Origin of the sequence: Curtobacterium sp. BNK-1, assembly GCF_048685235.1 — a bacterium.
GTDB lineage: Bacteria > Pseudomonadota > Gammaproteobacteria > Enterobacterales > Enterobacteriaceae > Pantoea > Pantoea agglomerans.
Window position 1 is genome coordinate 1,910,627 of the sequence record NZ_JBLQTJ010000001.1, and the last position, 22,609, is coordinate 1,933,235.

General features: G+C 53.9%; 22 protein-coding genes and 1 other annotated feature. Of the genes, 8 read left to right on the forward strand and 14 right to left on the reverse strand.

Annotated elements, in window-relative coordinates:
- Window positions 1-265 precede the first annotated feature (265 nt).
- Window positions 266-481, forward strand: coding sequence for an osmotically-inducible lipoprotein OsmB (gene osmB / locus ACMGGP_RS09070; protein WP_003853848.1), 216 nt, complete (start codon window positions 266-268; stop codon window positions 479-481).
- 76 nt (window positions 482-557) lie between these two features.
- Here osmB and yciH read toward each other — a convergent pair whose 3' ends face one another.
- The 5 genes from yciH to pgpB form a co-directional block, all read right to left on the reverse strand.
- Window positions 558-881 (reverse strand): stress response translation initiation inhibitor YciH, encoded by a 324-nt coding sequence (gene yciH / locus ACMGGP_RS09075; RefSeq protein WP_010244495.1) that lies wholly within the window; start codon window positions 879-881, stop codon window positions 558-560.
- Entirely contained in the window at window positions 881-1,600 is a 720-nt protein-coding gene (gene pyrF, locus ACMGGP_RS09080; RefSeq protein WP_022625580.1) for an orotidine-5'-phosphate decarboxylase, read from the reverse strand. The genes yciH and pyrF overlap by 1 nt, the downstream gene beginning before the upstream one ends.
- Before the next feature lie 198 nt (window positions 1,601-1,798).
- Window positions 1,799-2,968: a lipopolysaccharide assembly protein LapB gene (gene lapB, locus ACMGGP_RS09085; protein WP_010244490.1), complete on the reverse strand. Its 1,170-nt coding sequence runs from the start codon at window positions 2,966-2,968 to the stop codon at window positions 1,799-1,801.
- 6 nt (window positions 2,969-2,974) lie between these two features.
- Window positions 2,975-3,283 (reverse strand): LapA family protein, encoded by a 309-nt coding sequence (locus ACMGGP_RS09090; protein WP_010244487.1) that lies wholly within the window; start codon window positions 3,281-3,283, stop codon window positions 2,975-2,977.
- Between the two features lie 134 nt (window positions 3,284-3,417).
- Window positions 3,418-4,176, reverse strand: coding sequence for a phosphatidylglycerophosphatase B (pgpB, locus tag ACMGGP_RS09095; RefSeq protein WP_010244484.1), 759 nt, complete (start codon window positions 4,174-4,176; stop codon window positions 3,418-3,420).
- 227 nt (window positions 4,177-4,403) lie between these two features.
- Here pgpB and ribA point away from each other — a divergent pair, with 227 nt between their 5' ends.
- Window positions 4,404-4,997, forward strand: coding sequence for a GTP cyclohydrolase II (gene ribA, locus ACMGGP_RS09100; protein WP_010244482.1), 594 nt, complete (start codon window positions 4,404-4,406; stop codon window positions 4,995-4,997).
- A gap of 341 nt (window positions 4,998-5,338) precedes the next feature.
- Here ribA and acnA read toward each other — a convergent pair whose 3' ends face one another.
- The 5 genes from acnA to topA all read right to left on the reverse strand — a co-directional run bounded on the left by acnA (window position 5,339) and on the right by topA (window position 13,060).
- Window positions 5,339-8,020 (reverse strand): aconitate hydratase AcnA, encoded by a 2,682-nt coding sequence (gene acnA / locus ACMGGP_RS09105; protein WP_010670248.1) that lies wholly within the window; start codon window positions 8,018-8,020, stop codon window positions 5,339-5,341.
- Between the two features lie 417 nt (window positions 8,021-8,437).
- On the reverse strand, window positions 8,438-8,617 hold the full coding sequence (locus tag ACMGGP_RS09110; RefSeq protein WP_071778594.1) for a YciX family protein: 180 nt from the start codon (window positions 8,615-8,617) through the stop codon (window positions 8,438-8,440).
- 4 nt (window positions 8,618-8,621) lie between these two features.
- On the reverse strand, window positions 8,622-8,780 hold the full coding sequence (locus ACMGGP_RS09115) for a YmiA family putative membrane protein (protein WP_071778593.1): 159 nt from the start codon (window positions 8,778-8,780) through the stop codon (window positions 8,622-8,624).
- Between the two features lie 496 nt (window positions 8,781-9,276).
- Complete coding sequence (gene cysB, locus ACMGGP_RS09120) at window positions 9,277-10,251, reverse strand: HTH-type transcriptional regulator CysB (protein ID WP_003853865.1); 975 nt, start codon at window positions 10,249-10,251, stop codon at window positions 9,277-9,279.
- Between the two features lie 184 nt (window positions 10,252-10,435).
- On the reverse strand, window positions 10,436-13,060 hold the full coding sequence (gene topA, locus ACMGGP_RS09125) for a type I DNA topoisomerase (protein WP_313925924.1): 2,625 nt from the start codon (window positions 13,058-13,060) through the stop codon (window positions 10,436-10,438).
- Between the two features lie 371 nt (window positions 13,061-13,431).
- Here topA and ACMGGP_RS09130 point away from each other — a divergent pair, with 371 nt between their 5' ends.
- On the forward strand, window positions 13,432-13,680 hold the full coding sequence (locus ACMGGP_RS09130; protein ID WP_498798377.1) for a YciN family protein: 249 nt from the start codon (window positions 13,432-13,434) through the stop codon (window positions 13,678-13,680).
- A 31-nt stretch (window positions 13,681-13,711) separates the two neighbouring features.
- Here ACMGGP_RS09130 and sohB read toward each other — a convergent pair whose 3' ends face one another.
- Window positions 13,712-14,758 (reverse strand): protease SohB, encoded by a 1,047-nt coding sequence (gene sohB, locus ACMGGP_RS09135; RefSeq protein ID WP_187514947.1) that lies wholly within the window; start codon window positions 14,756-14,758, stop codon window positions 13,712-13,714.
- A 173-nt stretch (window positions 14,759-14,931) separates the two neighbouring features.
- On the opposite strand from sohB, the gene ACMGGP_RS09140 reads away from it, so the two are divergent.
- Both ACMGGP_RS09140 and cobO read left to right on the forward strand, forming a co-directional pair.
- Window positions 14,932-15,693 carry a YciK family oxidoreductase gene (locus ACMGGP_RS09140; protein WP_498798378.1) on the forward strand — a complete coding sequence of 254 codons (762 nt, stop codon included), beginning with the start codon at window positions 14,932-14,934 and terminating at the stop codon, window positions 15,691-15,693.
- Window positions 15,693-16,283 (forward strand): cob(I)yrinic acid a,c-diamide adenosyltransferase, encoded by a 591-nt coding sequence (gene cobO, locus ACMGGP_RS09145; protein ID WP_010244463.1) that lies wholly within the window; start codon window positions 15,693-15,695, stop codon window positions 16,281-16,283. The genes ACMGGP_RS09140 and cobO overlap by 1 nt, the downstream gene beginning before the upstream one ends.
- Before the next feature lie 54 nt (window positions 16,284-16,337).
- Here the strand turns inward: cobO and rluB are convergent, their stop codons facing one another.
- Complete coding sequence (rluB, locus tag ACMGGP_RS09150; RefSeq protein WP_010670251.1) at window positions 16,338-17,228, reverse strand: 23S rRNA pseudouridine(2605) synthase RluB; 891 nt, start codon at window positions 17,226-17,228, stop codon at window positions 16,338-16,340.
- A 779-nt stretch (window positions 17,229-18,007) separates the two neighbouring features.
- Here rluB and ACMGGP_RS09155 point away from each other — a divergent pair.
- Window positions 18,008-18,655 (forward strand): hypothetical protein, encoded by a 648-nt coding sequence (locus tag ACMGGP_RS09155; protein WP_010244455.1) that lies wholly within the window; start codon window positions 18,008-18,010, stop codon window positions 18,653-18,655.
- A 10-nt stretch (window positions 18,656-18,665) separates the two neighbouring features.
- Here the strand turns inward: ACMGGP_RS09155 and ACMGGP_RS09160 are convergent, their stop codons facing one another.
- Together ACMGGP_RS09160 and rnm are read right to left on the reverse strand one after the other, a co-directional pair.
- On the reverse strand, window positions 18,666-19,286 hold the full coding sequence (locus tag ACMGGP_RS09160) for an L-threonylcarbamoyladenylate synthase (protein WP_003853883.1): 621 nt from the start codon (window positions 19,284-19,286) through the stop codon (window positions 18,666-18,668).
- Window positions 19,287-19,298: 12 nt separating this feature from the next.
- Complete coding sequence (gene rnm, locus ACMGGP_RS09165) at window positions 19,299-20,183, reverse strand: RNase RNM (protein ID WP_010244449.1); 885 nt, start codon at window positions 20,181-20,183, stop codon at window positions 19,299-19,301.
- Between the two features lie 153 nt (window positions 20,184-20,336).
- Window positions 20,337-20,438, forward strand: a sequence feature (Trp leader region).
- A 23-nt stretch (window positions 20,439-20,461) separates the two neighbouring features.
- On the opposite strand from rnm, the gene ACMGGP_RS09170 reads away from it, so the two are divergent.
- Together ACMGGP_RS09170 and ACMGGP_RS09175 are read left to right on the forward strand one after the other, a co-directional pair.
- Complete coding sequence (locus ACMGGP_RS09170) at window positions 20,462-22,027, forward strand: anthranilate synthase component 1 (protein ID WP_010670253.1); 1,566 nt, start codon at window positions 20,462-20,464, stop codon at window positions 22,025-22,027.
- Window positions 22,027-22,608, forward strand: coding sequence for a glutamine amidotransferase-related protein (locus ACMGGP_RS09175; protein ID WP_115765292.1), 582 nt, complete (start codon window positions 22,027-22,029; stop codon window positions 22,606-22,608). Before ACMGGP_RS09170 ends, ACMGGP_RS09175 begins: the two co-directional genes overlap by 1 nt.
- The last annotated feature ends 1 nt before the right edge of the window (window position 22,609 follow it).

The following is a 22,609-nucleotide window of genomic DNA, read 5'->3' on the forward strand; positions in this document are numbered from 1 at the left end:
GAAGGAATGGCTGTGAATGCAAAAATGTGTCGTGATTTCAGAATTTTCTATCTTCGGAATTTAACCAGAACGCTTAGAATCCTCTCAGGCAATGCGTGGCCCTGTCGGGTTTACATTGCGAGTCTCCCGCTACAAACGGTTTGTCCATGGTGATCACATTTCCATGCCGACACGGATGCGGCAATGATGCGACACAAGCGGGCTGAGGAAATATCGGAGCTATACTAAGAGTGTTGCCTCTGTGAGCACATCAAAGGAGAAGTGTATGACAACAACAATGAAACGAATCACTGCCGTTGTACTGGCGACCACGTTAGCTGTTGCACTGAGCGGCTGTTCTAACTGGTCTAAACGTGACCGCAACACCGCTATTGGCGCGGGCGCGGGTGCGATTGGGGGTTCAGTATTGACCAATGGTAGCGCACTCGGCACAGTCGGTGGCGCCGCTGTCGGTGGTATTATCGGTCATCAGGTCCACTAAAGACCTTATTAAAAGAATAATCGGCTACGCTAAGCATCTACACAACAATCGGGCTACTTCGGTAGCCCGATTTTTTTCAGCCACCCGCCAGTTTGACCTTCATGCCTTTGGCTTCCAGCAGGCTTTTCAGTAAATCGCGCTTATCCCCCTGAATCTCGATAACGCCCTCTTTCACTGAACCCCCACAGCCGCACTTCTTTTTGAGTTCGGCCGCCAGCAGCGTCAATGCCGCGTCGTCCAGGTCGATACCGGTAATCAGGCAGACGCCTTTTCCCTTGCGACCACTGGTCTGACGCTGGATGCGCACAATGCCATCCCCTTTTGGGCGCTCCTTCGCTGGCTCCGGCTGGGTAATGCGCCCGCTGTCGGTTGAGTAAACCAGTGGATTATCCTTCGCCATTATTGTGTCTCCAGACTGTGCAGGATCGCCTGCAGAGTGGCGGCGGGATCGGCGGATTGGGTGATCGGACGCCCGATAACCATATAGTCCACGCCCGCCTGCTTCGCCTGCTCAGGTGTCATGATGCGACGCTGATCGCCTGCATCACTGCCTGCCGGGCGAATCCCCGGCGTGACCAGCGCAAACTCCTGACCTAAAACCTGTTTGAAGCGGACAGCCTCATGGGCGGAACAGACCACACCATCCAGCCCGCACGACAATGTCAGCTTCGCCAGTCGCTCTGCCTGTTCGGCAGGCGAAAGCGTAATGCCCAGCCCTTTGAGATCCTCTGCATCCATACTGGTCAGTACAGTCACCGCAATGAGCAGGGGCGCTTCTTTACCAAAGGGAAGCAGCGCTTCACGCGCCGCGTTCATCATCCGTGCCCCGCCACTGGCATGGACGTTGACCATCCAGACCCCGAGATCGGCAGCGGCCGCCACGGCATGAGCGGTAGTGTTGGGAATATCGTGGAATTTAAGATCGAGGAAGATTTCAAAGCCGCGCTGCTGCAGAGTGTTAACCAGCGAGGGGCCAAATAGCGTAAACATCTCTTTGCCCACTTTAAGGCGGCAACTGCGGGGATCGATCTGGTCGACGAAACGCAGTGCGCTGTCGAGGTCATGATAATCCAGCGCTACCAGAATCGGCGAAGCGGTCACGTTGTGGGGTGAAGGCATGGCATTTCCTCTGCAACAGGCGCCCGCAGGCGCAATAGACAAACGGCAAGCATTCTACCTGCGGTGTCTGACCATCACAATCGCCATTGCCCTCCTGCCTGGCAAATTCTGCACTGTCGCTGAGGTCTGTAAGCTAACTCAACCTATAGTATGTTGTAACTACAATGAGCTATTAATGGTGCGGCTGCAGCGGCCGGTTTACTGGCCGTCGAGGCCGCGGATAGGCTTAACCGAAGACCAGGTGCGGCAGGATGGGCAGTGCCAGTAGAGTGCGTGGGCGGTAAAGCCGCACTTCTGGCAGCGATAGCGCGGCTTGGTGCGGATCTGTTCGCCAACCATGTCGCGCAACACCATCAGGCTCTCTTTCGCCCGGCCATCTTCCGCTTCATGCAGATTCAAATCCATCAGGCGGTGGAACACCCGCATGGTAGGATGACGCTGCAGCTGACGGCTGATGTAATTCTGGGCCGCTTCGGGCCCCTGCTGCTGCTCAAGGATGTCAGACAGATAGAGCTCCGCAGCCGCGCCGGTGTTCTCTTCAACACAGCGATGAAGAAACTCTGACCAGGCGTCGGGCTGATTGAGCTGCTGGAAACAGGTCTCCAGCATCCCCAGCGTTTCACTCACCAGCTCTTTATCCTGATCCAGCACCCGCTGCAGATGGCCCACCGCTTTAGCGTAATCGCCTTTTTCCATCAGGATACGGCCCATCATGATCGAGATACGTGCGCTGTTACGATCGGCCGACTCCCCTTTCTTCAGCAGGCTCATGGCACGATCGAGATCGTCGCTGCTCATCGCCTGCAGAGCCAGCTCGCAGTAGAAATGGGCTATTTCGCCTTTCTGCTTCTCTTTGCCAAGCTTAACCAGCCGTTCCGCAACCTCAATCGCCTGCTGCCAGTCGCTGGTTGCCTGGTGAATCAGCAGCAGTTGCTGCAGCGCACCCACCCGAAAGTCAGTTTCATCGGTGAGCTGCTTAAACATGTCTTCCGCGCGGTCATATAAGCCCGCCGCCATATAGTCGCGGCCCAGTTGCTGTACGGCGAGCAGTCGCTGCTCATAGCTCAGGGAGGCGCTTTCCATTAAAGCCTGATGGATGCGGATGGCGCGGTCGACTTCCCCGCGCGAACGGAACAGATTGCCCAGCGTCAGGTGTGCTTCAACCGTGCCGCTGTCCTCTTTCAGCATCTCAAGGAAGAGGTCGACCGCTTTGTCCTGCTGATTGGAGAGCAGGAAGTTTACGCCAGCGACATATTCACGTGACAGTCGGTTGGCTTCCTGTTGCTTATCCTGATGCGCGCTGCGACGGCCCATATACCAGCCATACGCTGCCGCCACCGGCAGTAACAGAAACAGCAATTCATGCATCAGGGATTATTCCCGGCCAGCCGGAGAAGATGGCGTGGTCGCCAGGGCAGTACTCTGCTCGATTTGGGTCTGCATACGCTTAATTTTCCGGTTGGCATTCGCCAGGGAGACGCGGGTCCGTAACCAGAACAGACCGCAGATGATCCAGCCAAGCACGAAACCTGCGCCAAACAGGGATGCCAGTAAGGTCGAGATGCTGAACTCACCCTGCGCCAGCAGATAGTTAAAAGTAATGACCTGATCGTTATGCGCACCCAGGGTGACGGAAATAATGAAAATGACCAGTACCACTAAAAAAATCAGCAAATATTTCACAGTGCATCCTGTTGTGAGGTTGTCGGGTAGAATTATGCCAAAACTCCAGCAAAAATGCTGCTCCCAGCAGCATCGGGCGGGTCGCTTTTACGCAGGCCCGTCTAATAATATGGGGTCTTACGGGTGAATTACAATCAGGGCTCCCGCTGCGCCACCTCTTTTTGCTCTTCCGGCGGCAGCGTCAGCGGGCCACAGAATCGCTGCGCCAGCCAGGTGGCAATGGTGACCAGTAGCCAGGAGAGTATGGTTGCCATCGCCAGATCCCGTGGCCAGTGCATGCCCAGCAGCAGACGACTCGCCATTACGCCGGTGGCCCACAGAAAGATCACCACCACGGTTTTATAGTGCCGACGCGGCCAGAGCAGACCCAATGCCAGCAGCGCCCAGCTGGCGGCAAACATAGTATGTCCCGACGGGAAAGCGAAACCGGTTTCAAACGCCCAGTGCCGTTTCAGCCAGCCTGGGATCTGCGTCTCATCGGCAATCAGTGAGGTTACCATCTCGCCACGCTGTTTGCGCTTCATCTCGTAGAAGGTCTTTTCATCCAGCCCGTGATGCTGTTCCAGCCAGATCACATAGGGACGCGGCTCCTGAATCTGCTCTTTGATATAGGATTTGGTGTATTGCCCGGCCAGAATGGTGGCGTTCATGATCAGCAACAGCAGGATGGCTGGCTTCAGCCGAAAGCGCAGGCACCAGAGCATCCAGGCACTAAGCACGACGCTGGTAACAATGCCCCAGGGGTTGGTGACGGTCTCGGTCATCCAGAAGAGACCTTTCAGCAGCGCATTGCTTTCGCCTGGTTGCCAGCGCCAGCCGCTCAGCCAGACCGCAACCGGCATGATCAGCAGCAGCAGCATTCCAAAGGTGGTACGACGTGAAATCTTAAACATCCTCTTCCCTTATCCCGGCGTCAAAAGACAGCAATTGCATAACTTTAGCTTAAAAAAGAATAACATAACCGTTGCCGATTGGATAATTGTGCTTTATCACTGCAATTGGTATCAGAGATTACCAGCCCGCTTGCGGGTTGTGGCACAATATTGCACGTTTGTCGGGCCACACTGGCCTGTGCACTATCATGATGATAGTGCATCCTCTGAAGGTTCTGGAGAGTCACATGCAGCTTAAACGGGTGGCAGAAGCCAAACTGCCCACGCCATGGGGAGATTTCCTGATGGTTGGTTTTGAAGAACTGGCAACCGGACATGACCACGTTGCACTGGTTTTTGGCGATATTAATGATAACGAGCCGGTACTGGCGCGCGTTCACTCTGAATGCCTGACCGGCGATGCACTCTTCAGCCTGCGTTGCGACTGTGGTTTTCAGCTGGAAGCCGCCCTCAATGCCATCGCAGAAGAGGGTCGCGGCGCACTGCTCTATCACCGTCAGGAAGGCCGTAACATCGGTCTGCTGAACAAAATCCGTGCCTATGCGTTGCAGGACAAAGGGTATGACACGGTAGAAGCGAACCATCAGCTGGGCTTTGCCGCCGATGAGCGCGACTTCACGCTGTGCGCCGATATGTTCAAACTGCTGGGCGTCAATGAAGTGCGTCTGCTGACCAATAACCCGCGTAAAGTGGAGATCCTCAGCGAAGCCGGGATCAACATTGTTGAACGCGTGCCGCTGGTCGTGGGACGTAATCCGAAGAATGCGCACTATCTGGATACGAAAGCGGAAAAGATGGGGCATCTGCTGCCGAAGTCATAACTAAGCTGGGACTCACTGGCATCTGACCCTTGAAGAAGCCAAATCTGAGAGAATCCTCAAGCAACGGATCAGCTCAACGCGCAGGGGGCACGGTCAGAAGAGGAAAGCGTCCCGCCGCCCGGATAAAAACGCCGGGAGCGTTTTTGAACAACGCAAAGCGTTGGCCCGGTACGGGCGCACCTCAGGGATGAGGTGCGTAATTGCGCGGGCCGGGCATGTCATGGACTGGCATTAGCGTCTTTCCGATCTGACCGTGCTCCCTGTGCAGCCACGGTCTCACAGCTTCTTATTACAGACGTTGTAAGCTACATAAAAAAAGCCGGGTTTCCCCGGCTTTTTTTTCAGTCCAGCATATTGCGGATAACGTAGTGCAGGATGCCGTCATTGCGGTAATAGGTCAGCTCATTACCGGTATCGATGCGACAGCGGGTGTCCAGCTCTTCCTTACTGCCGTCAGCACGGGTCAGCGTCACTTTAACGCTGCAGCCAGGCGTCAGTGCCTGAAGATTTTCCACGTCAATGCGCTCCTCACCGGTCAGCCCCAGGCTTTTGCGGGTCACGCCCTGCGGAAACTCCAGTGGCAGGATGCCCATCCCAATCAGGTTTGAGCGGTGAATACGCTCAAAAGATTCCGCAATTACTACCCTGACCCCCTGCAGACGTGGTCCTTTCGCCGCCCAGTCGCGACTTGAACCAGAGCCATACTCAAGACCCGCGATGACCGCCAGCGGCACGCCTTCCGCCTGATATTTCATTGCCGCATCATAGATGGCCAGCTGTTCGCCACTTGGGTAGTGTCGGGTATAACCGCCCTCCACGCCGGGCACCATTTCATTACGGATACGGATGTTGGCGAACGTGCCGCGCATCATCACTTCATGGTTACCGCGACGCGAACCATAGGAGTTAAAGTCTGTACGCTCCACGCCGTGTGACAGCAGATACCGTCCGGCCGGACTTTCCGCTTTGATGCTGCCCGCCGGTGAAATATGGTCAGTGGTGACCGAGTCGCCCAGCATGGCGAGCACTCGCGCACCGCGAATATCCTGCACCGGCTTAGGCTCTTTCTCCATATCGTCAAAGAAAGGCGACAGACGAATATAAGTCGATCCCTCATCCCAGTCGTAAGTCGCGGCTTCACTCACCTTAATCTCCTGCCACTCTGGCGTACCGTCGAAGACTTCAGCGTACTCTTTGTGGAACATGTCGCTGGTGACCTGCTGCACGGCCGTAGCGATCTCTTCCGGTGAAGGCCAGATATCTTTCAGGTAGACCGGCTGGCCCTGACGATCGTGGCCCAGCGGCTCGGTCTGCAGGTTGATCTTCATGTTACCCGCCAGCGCATAGGCCACCACCAGCGGCGGCGACGCCAGCCAGTTGGTTTTAATCAGCGGATGAATACGGCCTTCAAAGTTGCGGTTGCCGGACAGCACAGCACCCACCGTAAGGTCGCCTGCTTTGATCGCAGACTCGATCTCATCTTTCAGCGGGCCGGAGTTACCGATACAGGTGGTGCAGCCATAACCAACCAGATTAAAGCCCAGCTCGTCGAGATAAGAGGTCAGTTGCGCGACGGCCAGGTAGTCTGAAACCACTTTAGAACCGGGTGCCAGCGAGGCTTTGACCCACGGCTGACGTTTCAGCCCCCGCTCGACCGCTTTCTTCGCCAGTAAACCGGCCGCCATTAAGACGCTGGGGTTGGAGGTGTTAGTACAGGAGGTAATCGCACTGATTACCACCGCTCCATCGGTCAGCTTATGCGTCAGCCCGGTATCACTGTCGGTATACTCAACGATTTTATGGGGTTTCTGCGCCTGATTCACTTCCAGCTCATTGCTGGCATCAAACGCGGCGGGCACATCGCCCAGCGACACCCGATCCTGCGGACGTTTTGGTCCTGCGAGGCTCGATTCCACCTCATTCATATCCAGCGCCAGAGTGCTGGTAAAACGCGGCTCATCGCCAGGGTTGCGCCACAGACCCTGCGCTTTGGCATAGGCTTCCACTAACGCTACCTGTTCGGCATCGCGTCCGGTCAGGGTCATGTAGCTCAGCGTGACGTCATCAACCGGGAAGAATCCGCAGGTTGCGCCATATTCCGGTGCCATGTTGGCGATGGTCGCGCGGTCTGCCAGCGGCAGATCGGCCAGGCCATCACCGTAAAATTCAACGAATTTACCGACAACGCCGTGCTTACGCAGCATCTGGGTAACGGTCAACACGAGGTCGGTTGCCGTAATGCCCGCCCGCAGTTTGCCGGTAAGTTTGAAACCCACCACATCCGGGATAAGCATTGAGACAGGCTGACCGAGCATGGCGGCTTCGGCTTCGATTCCCCCTACTCCCCATCCCAGCACGCCAAGCGCGTTGATCATGGTGGTGTGAGAGTCCGTACCGACCAGGGTATCGGGCCAGGCGTACTCTTCACCATTCACGGTTTCATGCCAGATCGCCTTGCCGAGATATTCCAGGTTCACCTGATGGCAAATACCGGTGCCCGGCGGCACCACGCGGAATTTATCAAACGCCTTCTGGCCCCAGCGGAGAAAGACGTAGCGCTCATGGTTTCGCTCCATCTCCAGCCGGACGTTCTCTTCAAAGGCGTCATCATTGCCAAAATGGTCGACAGTGACCGAGTGGTCGATAACCAGATCAACCGGTGACAGCGGATTGACTTTCGCCACATCGCCGCCTAGCCGATTCACTGCTTCTCGCATCGCAGCAAGGTCGACTACCGCAGGCACGCCAGTAAAGTCCTGCATTAATACACGGGCTGGCCGGTAGGCAATTTCACGATCGGCGTGGGCATCTTTTTGCCAGTCAACCAGCGCCTGGATGTCCTCCGTCGTAACAGAGTCACCATCCTGATAGCGCAGTAAATTTTCCAGCAGGACTTTAAGGGATTTTGGCAGGCGATCGATATTGCCAAGGTGTTGAGCAGCATGGGGAAGACTGAAGATGTGATATTTTTTGGTGTCGACCTGCAGTACTTCCTGACTCTGCTCGCGTAGGGTAGACGACATAGCTCCTCCTTTCATTCATGGTCTTTAAACCTCAGAGAGACAAAGGTTTATGTTAAAGATAGACCACAATTTCGTTAACGTTTTGATTACAACACAAATTGCTACAATCGATCGCAAACGAAAATGCCCCGTGAAGTCACGAGGCATCATGAAAAGGTGATTTTAATTCAAATTACAGGGTTATCCACACCGCCGCAGACCAGAACGCAAAGGAGAATGCATACGCGCTGAGCCAGGACATTTTAATAATATTCATTTGGTTCACTCCTTCGCCGGAATCGGGCGTAAAAGTTTTTGCGGTCACCTTATAGAAAGAGGCGACACCCTTTGGTCGTACAGGATGTGGTAAGGGCATTTATAGGCCCACCGGAAATTCCGGTTTTAAAAGAACAGTGACGAAGAAATGGTCTGACAACGTTATTTGTTTTTAGGGTCCAGAAACGACTCAATAAAAAGTCTCTGGTTATCACTCAAATCCCATGAATCGGGGATAGACACTTTTTCGTCCTTTGCAAGGGGTTCTTTTCCTTTACAGGAGACCGTCTTGTGCTGACCCGAGGTCAGGGAACGTTTATGGCTGAGTGTATTTGCCCACATGGCTTTAGCCCCAGATACGCCAAATCATTAACGCGACAACTACCCAAAACAGCGCAGAGGCAGCGAATACGGTTAACCAGGCTTTGCGACGAGTGTTGCCGGTACGCTCAACCTTGGTGCTTTTTGCCGGGAAACCCGGTTGTACAGTCAGTCGTGTATTCATAGTTTTTGATAATCACTCTCAACAAAATGATTGATAACATCGATTAAGATTTAGGAGGAATCCTAAACGCGTTAAGGCCAAAAATCCAGTTATTTTTATTGAGTACAACGATTAACGGTATTAATCAATGAGCTCAGGTAACGTAAGAAATCATTAATACCGGAACTAATATTTAATTAAAAAACCCGCTAAAAAATTTGAGTTAATTTAAAAACAGATCCACTCAAAACTATAGATAACACTTAAGAACCTTATGTTTACTGGCTTCCCACGTTAGCTCTTAACTGGAGTATGGGAATATTCCTGGCAAGCCGCAAAGTGACATAGTTAAAAATGTGTTGTAATTCGCATTTAAGAAAGCCCGATGAGGAAACATGTGATCAATGTTTCATTTACAAAAAAATCATAAAAACTTTTGAGTCTCATTTGGCGCTAAAGCCAGGAGACAAAAAAGGCTGCACCAGGCAGCCTTATGTTTACGTGGGGAGGTTAAATTCTATTTAAACGGCAGTTTGATATCTTTAAACATCGCTTCAATGTCTTCATTGGAGCGCAACGCAACCGCAGTATCTACCACATCGCGCGTCAGGTGCGGCGCAAAACGTTGGATAAAATCATACATATAGCTGCGCAGGAAGGTGCTGCGGCGGAATCCAATCTTAGTGGTGCTGTTGGTAAAGATATCGGCGGCTTCAATGCGAATCAGGTCAGGATCGGCCACCGGATCTACTGCCATGCTGGCGATAACGCCAACCCCCAGACCTAAGCGGACATAAGTTTTGATTACGTCGGCGTCGGTCGCGGTAAAGACGATGCGTGGCGTTAAACCTGCACGATTGAAAGCCGTATCCAGTTCTGAACGCCCGGTAAAGCCAAAGGTGTAGGTCACCAGCGGATATTCGGCCAGCTCCTCAATGGTGACCTGCCCTTTTCCGGCCAGCGGATGATCGGCAGTCACCACAATCGCCCGATTCCAGTGGTAGCACGGCAGCATGATTAAATCGTCATAGAGATGCAGGGCTTCGGTGGCGATGGCAAAATCCGCATTACCTTTGGAGACGGCTTCGGCGATCTGAGTTGGAGAACCCTGATGCATGTGCAAAGAGACGCGAGGATAGCGCTCAATAAATCCTTTGATCACACCAGGCAGCGCGTAGCGAGCCTGGGTGTGCGTGGTTGCGACATAGAGCGAGCCTTTATCAGGCCAGGTGTGTTCACCGGCTACCGATTTAATCGCATCCACTTTGGAGAGAACTTCACGCGCTATACGGATGATCTCTTCCCCTGCAGGCGTGACCTGGGTGAGATGTTTACCGCTGCGGGCAAAGATTTGCACGCCCAGTTCATCTTCCAGCATACGCACCTGTTTACTGATGCCGGGTTGAGAGGTGTAGAGACCTTCCGCCGTCGAAGAGACGTTGAGATTGTGATTGACCACTTCAACGATATAGCGCAACTGCTGTAATTTCATATCTATTCCATCCCGGTAAGTTACAGAGTCGCATCCCCGGTTGACGTATAGTCGCGAGGGTAAAGAGATGCTATGCATCAGGAAAGGTCGGAAATGCTATAACAACTATATCAGTTTAAGTGAGAGAGTAGAACGGATTGATATAAGGCTCAGAAAAAGGCCAGCGAGCGCTGGCCTTCAGGGATTACTTTTTCGCTTCCTGCCATTTGCCATCTATATAGAAGGCCGACCATCCGGTTGCCTTGCCCTCTTTTTCTGAGGAGACATACTGCTGTTTGGTCTTGCGGCTGAACCGCACCAGCGTTTTGTTGCCTTCCGGATCGGCTGCTGGCGCATCGGCCAGATATTTCAGCTTCTCAGGCAGACGATCTTTGAAGCGCTGAAGCTCTTCCACCAGCGGCGCACGCGTCTCGCGTGATTTCGGGAAGGTGTTGGCCGCGAGGAAAACGCCCGCCGCACCGTCACGCAACACGAAGTAAGCATCTGACTTCTCACACGCCAGCTCTGGCAGCGGAACCGGATCCTCTTTCGGCGGAGCAACTTCACCACTACGCAGGATCTTGCGGGTGTTTTTGCACTCTTCATTGGTACACGCCATGTACTTACCAAAGCGTCCCATCTTCAGGTGCATCTCCGAACCACACTTCTCGCACTCCACTACCGGGCCGTCATAGCCTTTGATGCGGAATTCGCCCTTCTCAATCTCGTAACCATCACATTCCGGGTTATTACCGCAGACATGCAGTTTACGTTCGTTATCGATCAGGTAGCTGTCCATGGCCGTACCACACTTCTGGCAGCGACGACGGGCACGCAGGGCGTTGGTTTCAGCATCATCCCCTTCCAGAATATTGAGAACTTCATTTTCCGGGATCAGGTTGATGGTCTGTTTGCAGCGCTCTTTAGGTGGCAGCGCATAGCCGGAACAGCCCAGGAAGACGCCGGTACTGGCAGTTCGAATCCCCATCGGACGGCTACAGGTCGGGCAGTCAATCGAGGTCAGCACCATCTGGTTCGGCTGCATCCCGCCCTCTTCAGGATCTTTCTCAGCCAGTTCAAGCTGCTGGGTAAAATCGGTGAAGAAGTGGTCGAGTACCGTTTTCCATTGCGCCTGGTTATTGGCAACCTGGTCAAGGTTGCTCTCCATGCGGGCGGTGAAATCATAATTCATCAGTTCGCGGAAGTTCTCTTCCAGACGATCGGTGACGATTTCACCCATTTTTTCCGCATAAAAACGGCGGTTTTCAACCCGTACGTAGCCACGATCCTGAATCGTCGAGGTAATGGCGGCGTAGGTGGATGGACGACCAATTCCGCGCTTCTCCAGCTCGCGCACCAGTGACGCTTCGCTGAAGCGCGCCGGTGGCTTGGTGAAGTGCTGACCGGGTAGCAGTTGTTGCAGGTCCAGAACATCACCCACGCTTACCGCAGGCAGCGTACGATCTTCATCATTCTTACGCAGCGCAGGCATCACTTTGGTCCAGCCGTCGAAACGCAGAATACGGCCTTTCGCTTTGAGCCGGAAATCACCGGCGGCGGCAGTAATGGTGCTGGAGTCATATTTTGCTGGTGTCATCTGACAGGCAACAAACTGACGCCAGATCAGCTGATAGAGTTTCTGCGCATCCGCTTCCATATCTTTCAGCTTTTCCGCCACCACTTCCACATCAGAAGGACGAATCGCTTCGTGCGCTTCCTGGGAGTTCTCTTTGCTGGCGTAAGTTATGGCGTTTTCAGGCAGATACTTTTTACCGAAATTGCTTTCGATATAGCCACGCGCCATGGCGACCGCATCCTGACTCAGGTTGGTCGAATCGGTACGCATATAAGTAATGTGGCCCGCTTCATACAGCCGCTGGGCCATCATCATGGTCTTCTTAACGCCAAAGCCGAGACGGGTGCTGGCAGCCTGCTGCAGTGTCGAGGTGATATAAGGCGCGCCCGGCTTGCTGCTGGTCGGCTTATCTTCACGATCCACGATCTCATAGCGCGCTTTTTCCAGCAGCGCGACGGCGGCATACGTCTCGTCGCGGTTGACCGGACGGAAGGCTTTATCGCCTTTGTGCGTCACGTCCATCGACAGCTCATCGCCTTTCGGCGTGGTCAGCGCGGCATTAACTTCCCAGTACTCTTCGGGAACAAAAGCTTTAATCTCACGTTCACGTTCCACCACGAGGCGAACGGCAACGGATTGCACACGTCCGGCAGAGAGACCACGAGCGATCTTTTTCCACAGCAGTGGCGAGACCATGTAGCCCACCACGCGGTCCATAAAGCGACGCGCCTGCTGAGCATTAACCCGATCAATATTCAGTTCGCCCGGCTTTTCAAACGCCTGACGAATCGCATTCTTGGTTATTTCGTTAAACACGACGCGGCTGAAGCGCGAGTCATCACCACCAATCACTTCCCGCAGGTGCCAGGCAATGGCTTCCCCTTCGCGGTCAAGGTCGGTTGCGAGATAGATGTGGTCAGCATTGGCGGCTAACGCCTTCAGTTCGGCGACCACTTTCTCTTTGCCGGGCAGAATCTGATAGTCCGCTTCCCAGCCGTGATAGGGGTCAACACCCATGCGGCTGACGAGTGCGGCCTTCTCATCTTTTTTAACTTTTTTGACTTTCTTGTCAGTCGAAGCGTCTTTGACTTTCTTATCTGTCGAGGCGTCAGCACTTTTCTTCGCGGTTGAACCACTGGTCGGCAGATCCCGGATATGACCCACGCTGGATTTAACCACGTAATCACTACCCAGGTATTTATTGATTGTTTTAGCCTTTGCCGGGGACTCAACAATAACGAGTGCTTTACCCATATTTACCTTTACCTAATGAAAACATCCTGCTTAACGGGAGAGGATTGGATGCCCAAAAACCCAATGGGTTCAATATTGCTGCGCCTGTTTAACATTTCAAGGCGGAGGGGTCAATCTCAGATCAGATGATGTGGCGTTATGCAACTGCATGATAAAGAGTGCTTTTTCTATCTGAACTCATCGCACATCCTGGTGCAAAATCCCTGAAATCGGAATCGCCCACACTCTACCTGATAAAATCTGTTACGCAACTTAATTAGCACTCAGCCCGGACTTACGCCAGGTTTTCATCGATTACACCGATTTGTCACACCCTGTGACTCGCCAGTAATATAGAAAGGATTGGAGTACTGTCAAACAGGAGTGAATAAATGCAGAGTTCAACTCAGGCCTTTTCCCGCCAGGCGTTGCTGGAAAAGGCCAATGCGCTGATCAAAGAACATGATGATTATTTAGCGGGAATGCAGGCGGATGAGGTGATTCAGCAGGGAGATGTGCTGGTATTTCGCGGACCGTTTTTTCTCGATGCCGATGGAGTGCCGACGGCTAAAACCACAGCGGTGTTTAACGTGTTCAAACACCTTGCCGTGGTGCTGTCGCCGCTCTACCACCTGGAATAAAAAAACCCGGCGCAGGCCGGGTTTCGCATCATCAGAGCAGGGGCTTTTCGCCGCGCTGCCAGAGTTTCAGCAGCAGGCGCTCTGCCACCGAGCCGGCGCTCTGCGTAAAGCGATCCATCACCTTACGGCGGCGGGCATAATGCACGCCGAGCACGCTGAATTTATCCATCTGACGGATGATCAGATCATCGCTGGTGCCGATTTCGTCAACCAGTCCGAGGTCCAGCGCCTGGCGTCCATACCAGTGTTCACCGGTTGCCACCTGATCGATGTCGAGTGACGGGCGCATCTGGTGGACAAACTGCTTGAACAGCAGGTGCGTTTCGTCGAGATCTTCCTGGAATTTCTCACGTCCCTCTTCGGTGTTTTCACCAAACAGCGTCAGCGTGCGCTTGTACTGTCCGGCGGTATGCAGCTCAATATCAATATCGTTCCGTTTCAGCAAGCGGTTGAAATTGGGGATCTGCGCGACCACGCCGATGGAGCCAATAATCGAGAAAGGTGCCGCCACAATACGATCGGCTACGCAGGCCATCATGTAACCGCCGCTGGCCGCCACTTTATCCACGGCCGCCGTGATGCGCAGACCCTGATCGCGCAGACGCTGCAGCTGCGAGGCTGCCAGGCCATAGCCATGAACCACGCCGCCAGGGCTTTCAAGACGCAGCAGCACTTCATCGCCAGGCTGCTTGACGGCCAGCACGGCTGAAATCTCTTCGCGCAGTGAAGTCACCTCATGGGCGTCCATGCTGCCTTTGAAGTCGAGTACATAGAGCGTGGGCTTCGCACTGTCTGTCTGCCCCAGCTTCGCCGCCTGCTTTTCCGCTTTGGCTTTCAGCTTTTCACTTTTCTTATGATTTTTCAGCCAGACTTTTTGTGCCTGAGGCTTCATTTTTGCCAGCTGCAAATCCTCTTTCATCTGTTGATAGTCATCATCCAGATGAGTCAGTCGAAGCTGACCGTTTTGTGCCCGTTTGCGTAATGCGGCATTCATCACAATCATGACAATCACAGCGACGGCAACCACCAGTGTCACCACTTTCGCTAAAAACAGTCCATACGTTGAAATAAAATCCATAGGTCGCCTTAGTAAACTGAGAATCAAAAACAGTTCGCCAGTTTAGCCGTTTTGCCCCGCTTCGTCGCCTGAAATGCCAGCAGCTGGCACAGAATGCGTGGGTTGGCGATTGCGCCCATTCGTAAATTCAGGCATAAAGCGGAATCATGCTGTTTTCGCTGGAGGACCCCGCTGTGCATTATCAACCGAAAAGCGACCTGCTCAATCATCGCATTATCCTGGTCACTGGCGCTTCAGATGGCATTGGCCGGGAAGCGGCGCTGACTTATGCCCGCTATGGCGCGGAAGTTATCCTGATGGGCCGTAACCCTGATAAGCTTCAGCAGGTCGAACAGGCGATCAATCAACTCAATCTCTGCCCTGCTCACACTGTGGTGTTCGATCTGGCCGAAGCGACACCGGAACGTTGCCAGCAGGTGGCAGAACAGCTGGCCCAGCAGTTTCCGCGTCTTGACGGCGTGCTGCATAACGCCGGTATCCTCGGTGAGATTGTGCCGCTGGCTGAACTCGACCCACAGGTCTGGCAGCAGGTGATGAACATCAACCTGGACGCCACCTTCTTCCTGACGCAGGCGCTGTTGCCGCTGCTGTTAAAATCGGATGCCGGTTCACTGGTGTTTACCACCTCCAGCGTGGGCCGCACCGGTCGCGCGGGCTGGGGGGCTTACGCCGTCTCTAAATTTGCTACCGAAGGCATGATGCAGGTACTGGCTGATGAGTATAAAACGCAGGCATTGCGGGTGAACTGTATTAATCCGGGCGGGACGCGAACCAAAATGCGTGCCAGCGCGTTCCCGCAGGAAGATGCCAATAAGCTGAAAACCCCTGCCGATTTGATGCCGCTCTACCTTTATCTGATGGGTGATGACAGCCGTCGTAAAACCGGGATCAGCTTTGATGCCCAGCCAGGCAGAAAACCGGGAGCCGCTGAATAATGGCTGACGATCGTCATCAACAGCGTCAGCAGCGGTTAAAAGAACAGGTAGATGCGCGTATTGCTGCAGCCACGGAGGTTCGTGGCATCCTGATGGTCTTTACCGGCAATGGCAAAGGCAAAACGACTGCGGCCTTTGGCACCGCACTCCGCGCCACCGGTCATGGCAAACGCGTGGCGGCTATCCAGTTCATTAAAGGTGACTGGCCGAATGGCGAGCGAAACCTGCTGGAACAGCACGGTGTTGAATTTCAGGTGATGGCAACCGGCTTTACCTGGGATACGCAGAACCGCGAAACGGATACCGCTGCCTGTCTGGCGGTGTGGCAGCATGCAAAACGGATGCTGGCCGATGAGCAGCTGGATCTGGTGGTGCTCGACGAAATCACCTATATGGTCAGCATGGATTATCTGCCACTGGAAGAGCTGATAGTGGCCCTGCAACAGCGCCCGGCGCATCAGAGCGTCATCATTACCGGACGTGGCTGTCATCGCAGCCTGACTGAGATGGCGGATACGGTGACTGAGATGCGGCCGGTTAAGCACGCTTTTGATGCCGGGATACAGGCTCAGCAGGGAATTGACTGGTAACAGAAAAAGAAAACGCAGCCCTGGGGCTGCGTTTTTAGCGATCGGGCAACGTGATTAACCGGAGTTACGTTTGCTGCCCGGATTGCGGCGTGGTGCACGTGGGGTGCTGCTCACTTTACTGTGACGTTTCACGGCACGACGAATCTGGTTCGCTTTGGTGCGACGACGATCTTTTTCGACCACCAGTTTGGTGACCGTTTCATCATCCATCTCCACCAGGTTACGCAGGTAGTTAACCGCAGGCAGATCCAGTTCGGTCCAGCCACCGCGTGGCAGGCCTTTTGGTAAGGTGATATCGCCGTAGCGAACACGCATCAGACGACTGACCTGCACGCCGACCGCTTCCCATAAACGACGCACTTCACGGTTACGTCCTTCGGTCAGGGTCACGTTGTACCACTGGTTGATCCCTTCTCCACCGCCAAATTTCAGGGTTTTAAAGGCAGCCGGGCCATCTTCCAGCTGAACGCCCTTGCTCAGCTGACGAATTTTATCATCGTCGACCTGACCAAAGACGCGCACCGCATATTCACGTTCCACTTCACGGCTCGGATGCATCAGGCGGTTCGCCAGTTCACCGTCAGTGGTGAAGAGCATCAGACCACAGGTGTTCACATCCAGACGGCCAACGGCAATCCAGCGTGAACCGCGCAGACGAGGCAGACGGTCAAATACCGTTGGGCGCCCTTCAGGATCGCTGCGGGTACAGAGTTCACCTTCTGGTTTGTAGTAAGCCAGCACGCGGCAAACTTCGGTTGCTGATTCAGCAATCGAGACCAGATGGCCATCAATACGGATTTTCAGAGATTTGCTGCTTTCAACGCGGTCGCCCAGGGTGGCGATCTTGCCGTCGACGCTGACACGGCCAGCGGCAATCATTGATTCGATTTCACGACGCGAGCCATGACCGGCACGCGCTAAGACTTTCTGTAACTTTTCGCTCATTGAGCTTCCTCTTTGTCGCCTTCCCAGGCGTCACGGTAGGGTGATAATTCTTTCTGAATCAACAGGTTAACCTATTAATTCGGCCCCATTATACAGGCATTTACCCCTGAAGTAACGCGCTTTATGAGTGGGTCTGAAGCGAATTAAGAAGGGTCAGCCTCTGATAGTTTTAGATCTGATAATATCTGACGCTGATTTAAATAATCCCCGTGCATCTGACAGGAATAAGATTAATAAAATGCATGTATTAAAAACTTTATAGCTGATGACAATTAAATTTTCAAACCACTTCAGTTTCATCAACGTAATGTTCTGGTGATAAAAACCTTAACACTATCTTACACTTTCGCTGGTTTTCCCTTGCTTTTATTCTTCTTAAAAAAACATTAAAGTCAGCACAAACAACTGTTTTAATGACTTAATCCATTATAACCGCTCGGTAAATACAAAAAACCCAGATTTTTTCTAACGCAGATTTATTTAAGGCCTTATTTTCAAGGACATTTGATTCTTATTAGCTTTAATAAATTGTACGACACTATTAAGCTGATATACTTTATTCCTGTAGCACAATAAAAAGCAGGACTCACGACAGATGGGTCTTGCAACAATGAAGTCCGGCTTTTGTTATTCGTTTATAAAAATAGTCTTTTTAGATTAATCCAATAAACCGGCGCATCCGGAGTTGTTGCGTTAATACGGTTCAGTGATGAACCTTGCTTGCATGTCAAAAATCTTCACCAGGGATTTCCCGACATGCCTGAATAAAGAAACCCATCATGAAAAACCTGTTGCTGTGCCCGGTGCTTGCTGCACTGGTGCTGAGCGGGTGTTCTGTGGGCCATACTGAGTACAGTCGTACGGCGATGCAGCACGTAGATATGAGCGTGACTGGCATTCCGACGATCCTCGGTCTCGGCACACTGGGCACCAGCATTCCTCTGACGCCTGAATATAGCCTGACAGCTGCGCACGTTGCCAAAACTGCCGTGCAGCGCGTCAAGTCTTATCACCCTTATTGCGACCTTGCGATTATTTATCACAAGAATGACGCCAGCACGCTGACTAAGTTCCGCAGCAGCGACATCGGCGATCCGGTTAAAATGTATGGCTACAGTTTTATTTCAGCGATGCCGGTTGAATCGACCGGAGTTAATTTAGCCCGTACGGCTATTCGGAATAACTGGAATAAAAGTCCCTGTATAGCCATGGCCTCCAATGCAGGTGTTGTTCAGGGGATGTCGGGCGGCGGCGTTTATAACCGTGATGATACGCTGGGCGGCGTGATTGTTGGCTATTCTGACTCGATTAAAAATGGGCGTAATAACAAAGTGATCCTGAAAGATGTGTCACTTTATATTCCTTACGGCCAGTTTAAAAGCTGGCTAGAGTCGAATCTGGCCCAGACACCGACACGCGGTGCCTGAGCCTGAGGGCTTACAGGAACGGGCGGGTATCGCCCACCCCTTCACGCACAATTTCCGGCGCATCGGTGGTCAGATCGACCACCGTGGTCGGCTGCTGGCCCAGCGTGCCGCCGTCGATAATCAGATCGACCAGCTTGCCGATGCTGTGCTGGATCTCTTCCGGATCGGACTCGGTGAAATCGTTGCCCGGCAGAATTAATGAGGTCGACATCATCGGCTGATTCAGTGCTTCCAGCAGCGCCAGCGCCACGGGATTAGAGGGCACGCGCAGACCAATGGTCTTACGTTTTTCATTCATCAGGCGGCGCGGCACCTCTTTGGTCGCCTTGAGAATAAAGGTGTAGTTGCCTGGCGTGTTGTTTTTCAGCAGGCGAAACGCTGAGTTGCCCACCTGCGAATAGACCGACAGCTCAGAGAGATCCCGGCACATCAGGGTAAAGTTGTGGTGCCCGTCGAGCTGACGGATACGACAGATACGCTCCATCGCGCCCTTCTCCTCCAGCCGACAGCCCAGCGCATAGCCGGAATCGGTTGGATAAACAATGACGCTGCCTTTGTTCAGGTAGTCAACCGCCTGATTAATCAGGCGAGGCTGCGGGTTGTCCGGATGAATATGAAACAATTGACTCATAGAAACCTCGTGTCACCTTTCCGTGATTGCCAGGCTGGGAGCCAGATCCGGGAAGCGCTCCCAGACCGGCTCAACCGCCGCGGGCAGCCAGAGTTTGCGGCCCAGTTCAATCCACGGACAGGGTTGATGAAAATCAGAACCTTGTGATGCGGCCAGTTCATTATCTCTGGCGTATTGCGCCAGCGTCGTGCGCTCATTAGGTGGCTGCTGGCACTGCGCGACTTCCATCGCATCGCCGCCCACTTCGCGGAAATGGGCGACCAGCCGTTTGAGCCACTTTGCCGATAAACCGTAACGGCCAGGATGCGCCAGCACGGCGCAGCCACCAGAATGATGAATAGCATCAATAGCTTGTTTAATTGTACACCATTGTGGCGGCACGTAACCGGTTTTGCCACGCGCCAGATAATTTTTGAACACCTGCGCCATATTCTCTGCTTTACCCTGCTCAATCAGGAAGCGGGCAAAGTGACCGCGGGTAATGATGCCGCCATCAGCCAGTCGCGTGGCTCCCGCCAGCGCATCCGGGATACGTGCCTTCGCCAGTCGCTCACCAATCTCTTCTGCACGTGCTTGCCGACAGGCATGTTGTCCGGCCAGAAACGCCACCATCGCCGGATGGCGGATATCAATGTTCAGTCCCACGATGTGAATCTCATGGTTTTCCCACAGGGTGGAGATTTCTGCGCCTGCCAGCACTTTTATCGGTAAATCGTGATCGATTGCCGTTTGCTGCGCTTCATCAACCCCTGCAACGCTGTCGTGATCGGTGATCGCCAGTACGCCGACGCGCATCTCAACCGCTCGCTGCACCAGGGCGGCTGGGGTCAGTAAGCCGTCGGAGGCACGCGTGTGGCTGTGTAAATCATAAACCGGGAAACGGGCGATATCGCTCAAGAGAACTCCTGCAAAAACTAAACCGGCCAGCATGATAACGATTTTCACGGTCAGTGAAAAAGTGTATTGACATTTCCGCCCTGAACCCGTTAACTAGTACACAAGTTCACACGTAACGGGTATTCAATCATGGCTGTTGTAATCACGCATTTAAACGGTTGGCGCGATGTTCCCGAAAACGGGCGACAGGGTCGTGCACACTTTGCGTAAACGCTGTGCTAATACCTGAGCCCGCCACCGAGCGGGCTTTTTTTTGAGCGAAATTCAGAGAAATCATCATGCCAAATGCGAAACCTACAGTGAAGTTGATTACCGGCACCGCACCCTACCGCGAAGATCCGGCCGCAGTGTTTCACCAGCTGTGCGGCGCACGTCCGGCAACCCTGCTGCTTGAATCCGCTGACATCGACAGCAAGCGCAACTTAAAAAGCCTGCTGATTGTCGACAGCGCGCTGCGCGTCAGCGCAATGGGCAACAATGTCACCGTTCAGGCGTTGTCAGAAAATGGCCGCGCCCTGCTGCCGCTGCTGGATGAGGCCCTGCCTGCGTCGGTCAGCAATCAGGTTCGTCCCGATGGACGCGAGCTGACTTTTCCGCAAAGCACCGACCATCAGCAGGATGAAGATTCCCGCCTCAAGGCCCTGTCGGTGTTTGATGCTTTGCGTCTGATTCCACAACTGGTCAACTCCCCTGCCGATGAGCGCGAAGCCGTGCTGCTGGGTGGCCTGTTTGCTTATGATCTGGTTGCCGGTTTTGAAACCCTGCCGGAGCTGGATAATCAGCAACGCTGCCCTGACTACTGTTTTTACCTGGCAGAAACCTTACTGGTAATCGATCACCAGACCCGCAGTGCGCGTCTTCAGGCCAGCCTGTTCTGCCCATCCACCAGCGAGTTCCAGCGCCTGCAGCGCCGCATCGAGCAGTTGCACGGCCAGATGCTGCAGCCGGCACCGGCTCTGCCGGTCCAGCCGGTTGAACAGATGACGCTGACCACCAGCCAGAGTGATGAAGAGTATTGCGACGTAGTACGTACCCTTCAGCAGGCGGTTCGCATCGGCGAAATTTTCCAGGTCGTGCCGTCACGTCGCTTCTCGCTGCCGTGCCCGTCGCCGCTGGCTGCTTATGAGACACTGAAAAACAGCAATCCCAGCCCCTACATGTTTTTCATGCAGGATCAGGATTTCTCATTGTTTGGCGCGTCGCCGGAGAGTTCGCTGAAGTATGACGCCACCTCCCGTCAGATTGAGATCTACCCGATTGCCGGTACCCGCCCGCGTGGCCGCCATGCTGATGGCTCACTGGACCGCGATCTCGACAGCCGCATTGAGCTGGAGATGCGTACCGACCATAAAGAGCTGGCTGAACATCTGATGCTGGTGGATCTGGCGCGTAACGATCTGGCGCGAATCTGCGTGCCCGGCAGCCGTTACGTGGCTGACCTGACCAAAGTTGACCGCTACTCATTTGTGATGCATCTGGTTTCCCGCGTGGTGGGCACGCTGCGCGCGGACCTCGATGTGCTGCACGCGTATCGTGCCTGTATGAACATGGGCACGCTGAGCGGTGCACCAAAAGTTCGCGCCATGCAGTTGATTGCCGGGGCTGAACGCACCCGTCGCGGCAGCTACGGCGGCGCGGTGGGCTACTTCACCGCCCAGGGCGATCTCGATACCTGTATCGTTATCCGCTCCGCCTATGTAGAAGATGGCGTCGCCACCGTTCAGGCGGGCGCAGGTGTGGTGCTGGATTCTAATCCGCAGGCTGAAGCTGATGAAAGCCGCAACAAAGCGCGCGCCGTACTGCGCGCTATTGCGACTGCCCATCATTGCAAGGAGATCTTCTGATGGCCGATATTCTGCTGCTCGATAACATCGACTCTTTTACCTATAACCTGGTTGATCAGCTGCGCACCTTTGGTCACAACGTGGTGATCTATCGCAACAATCTGCCTGCCGAACTGTTAATTGAACAGCTGCAGCGGATGGAGAACCCGGTGCTGATGCTCTCTCCTGGTCCCGGCGCGCCAAAAGATGCTGGCTGTATGCCGGAGCTGCTGCGGGTGCTGCGTGGTCGTCTGCCAATTATCGGCATCTGTCTGGGTCACCAGGCGATTGTCGAAGCCTATGGCGGCCATGTGGGCCAGGCAGGCGAGATCCTGCATGGCAAAGCCTCTTCAATCGACCATGACGGCGAGGCGATGTTTGCCGGTCTGAGCAATCCGCTGCCGGTGGCGCGCTACCACTCGCTGGTGGGCAGCAACACGCCGGATGAGCTGACGGTGAACGCCAGTTACAACGGGATGGTGATGGCCGTTCGCCATGAAACCGATCGCGTATGCGGATTTCAGTTCCATCCTGAATCGATTTTGACTTCTCAGGGCGCGCGCCTGCTTGAGCAGACGCTGGCCTGGGCGCTGGCGAAGTAAC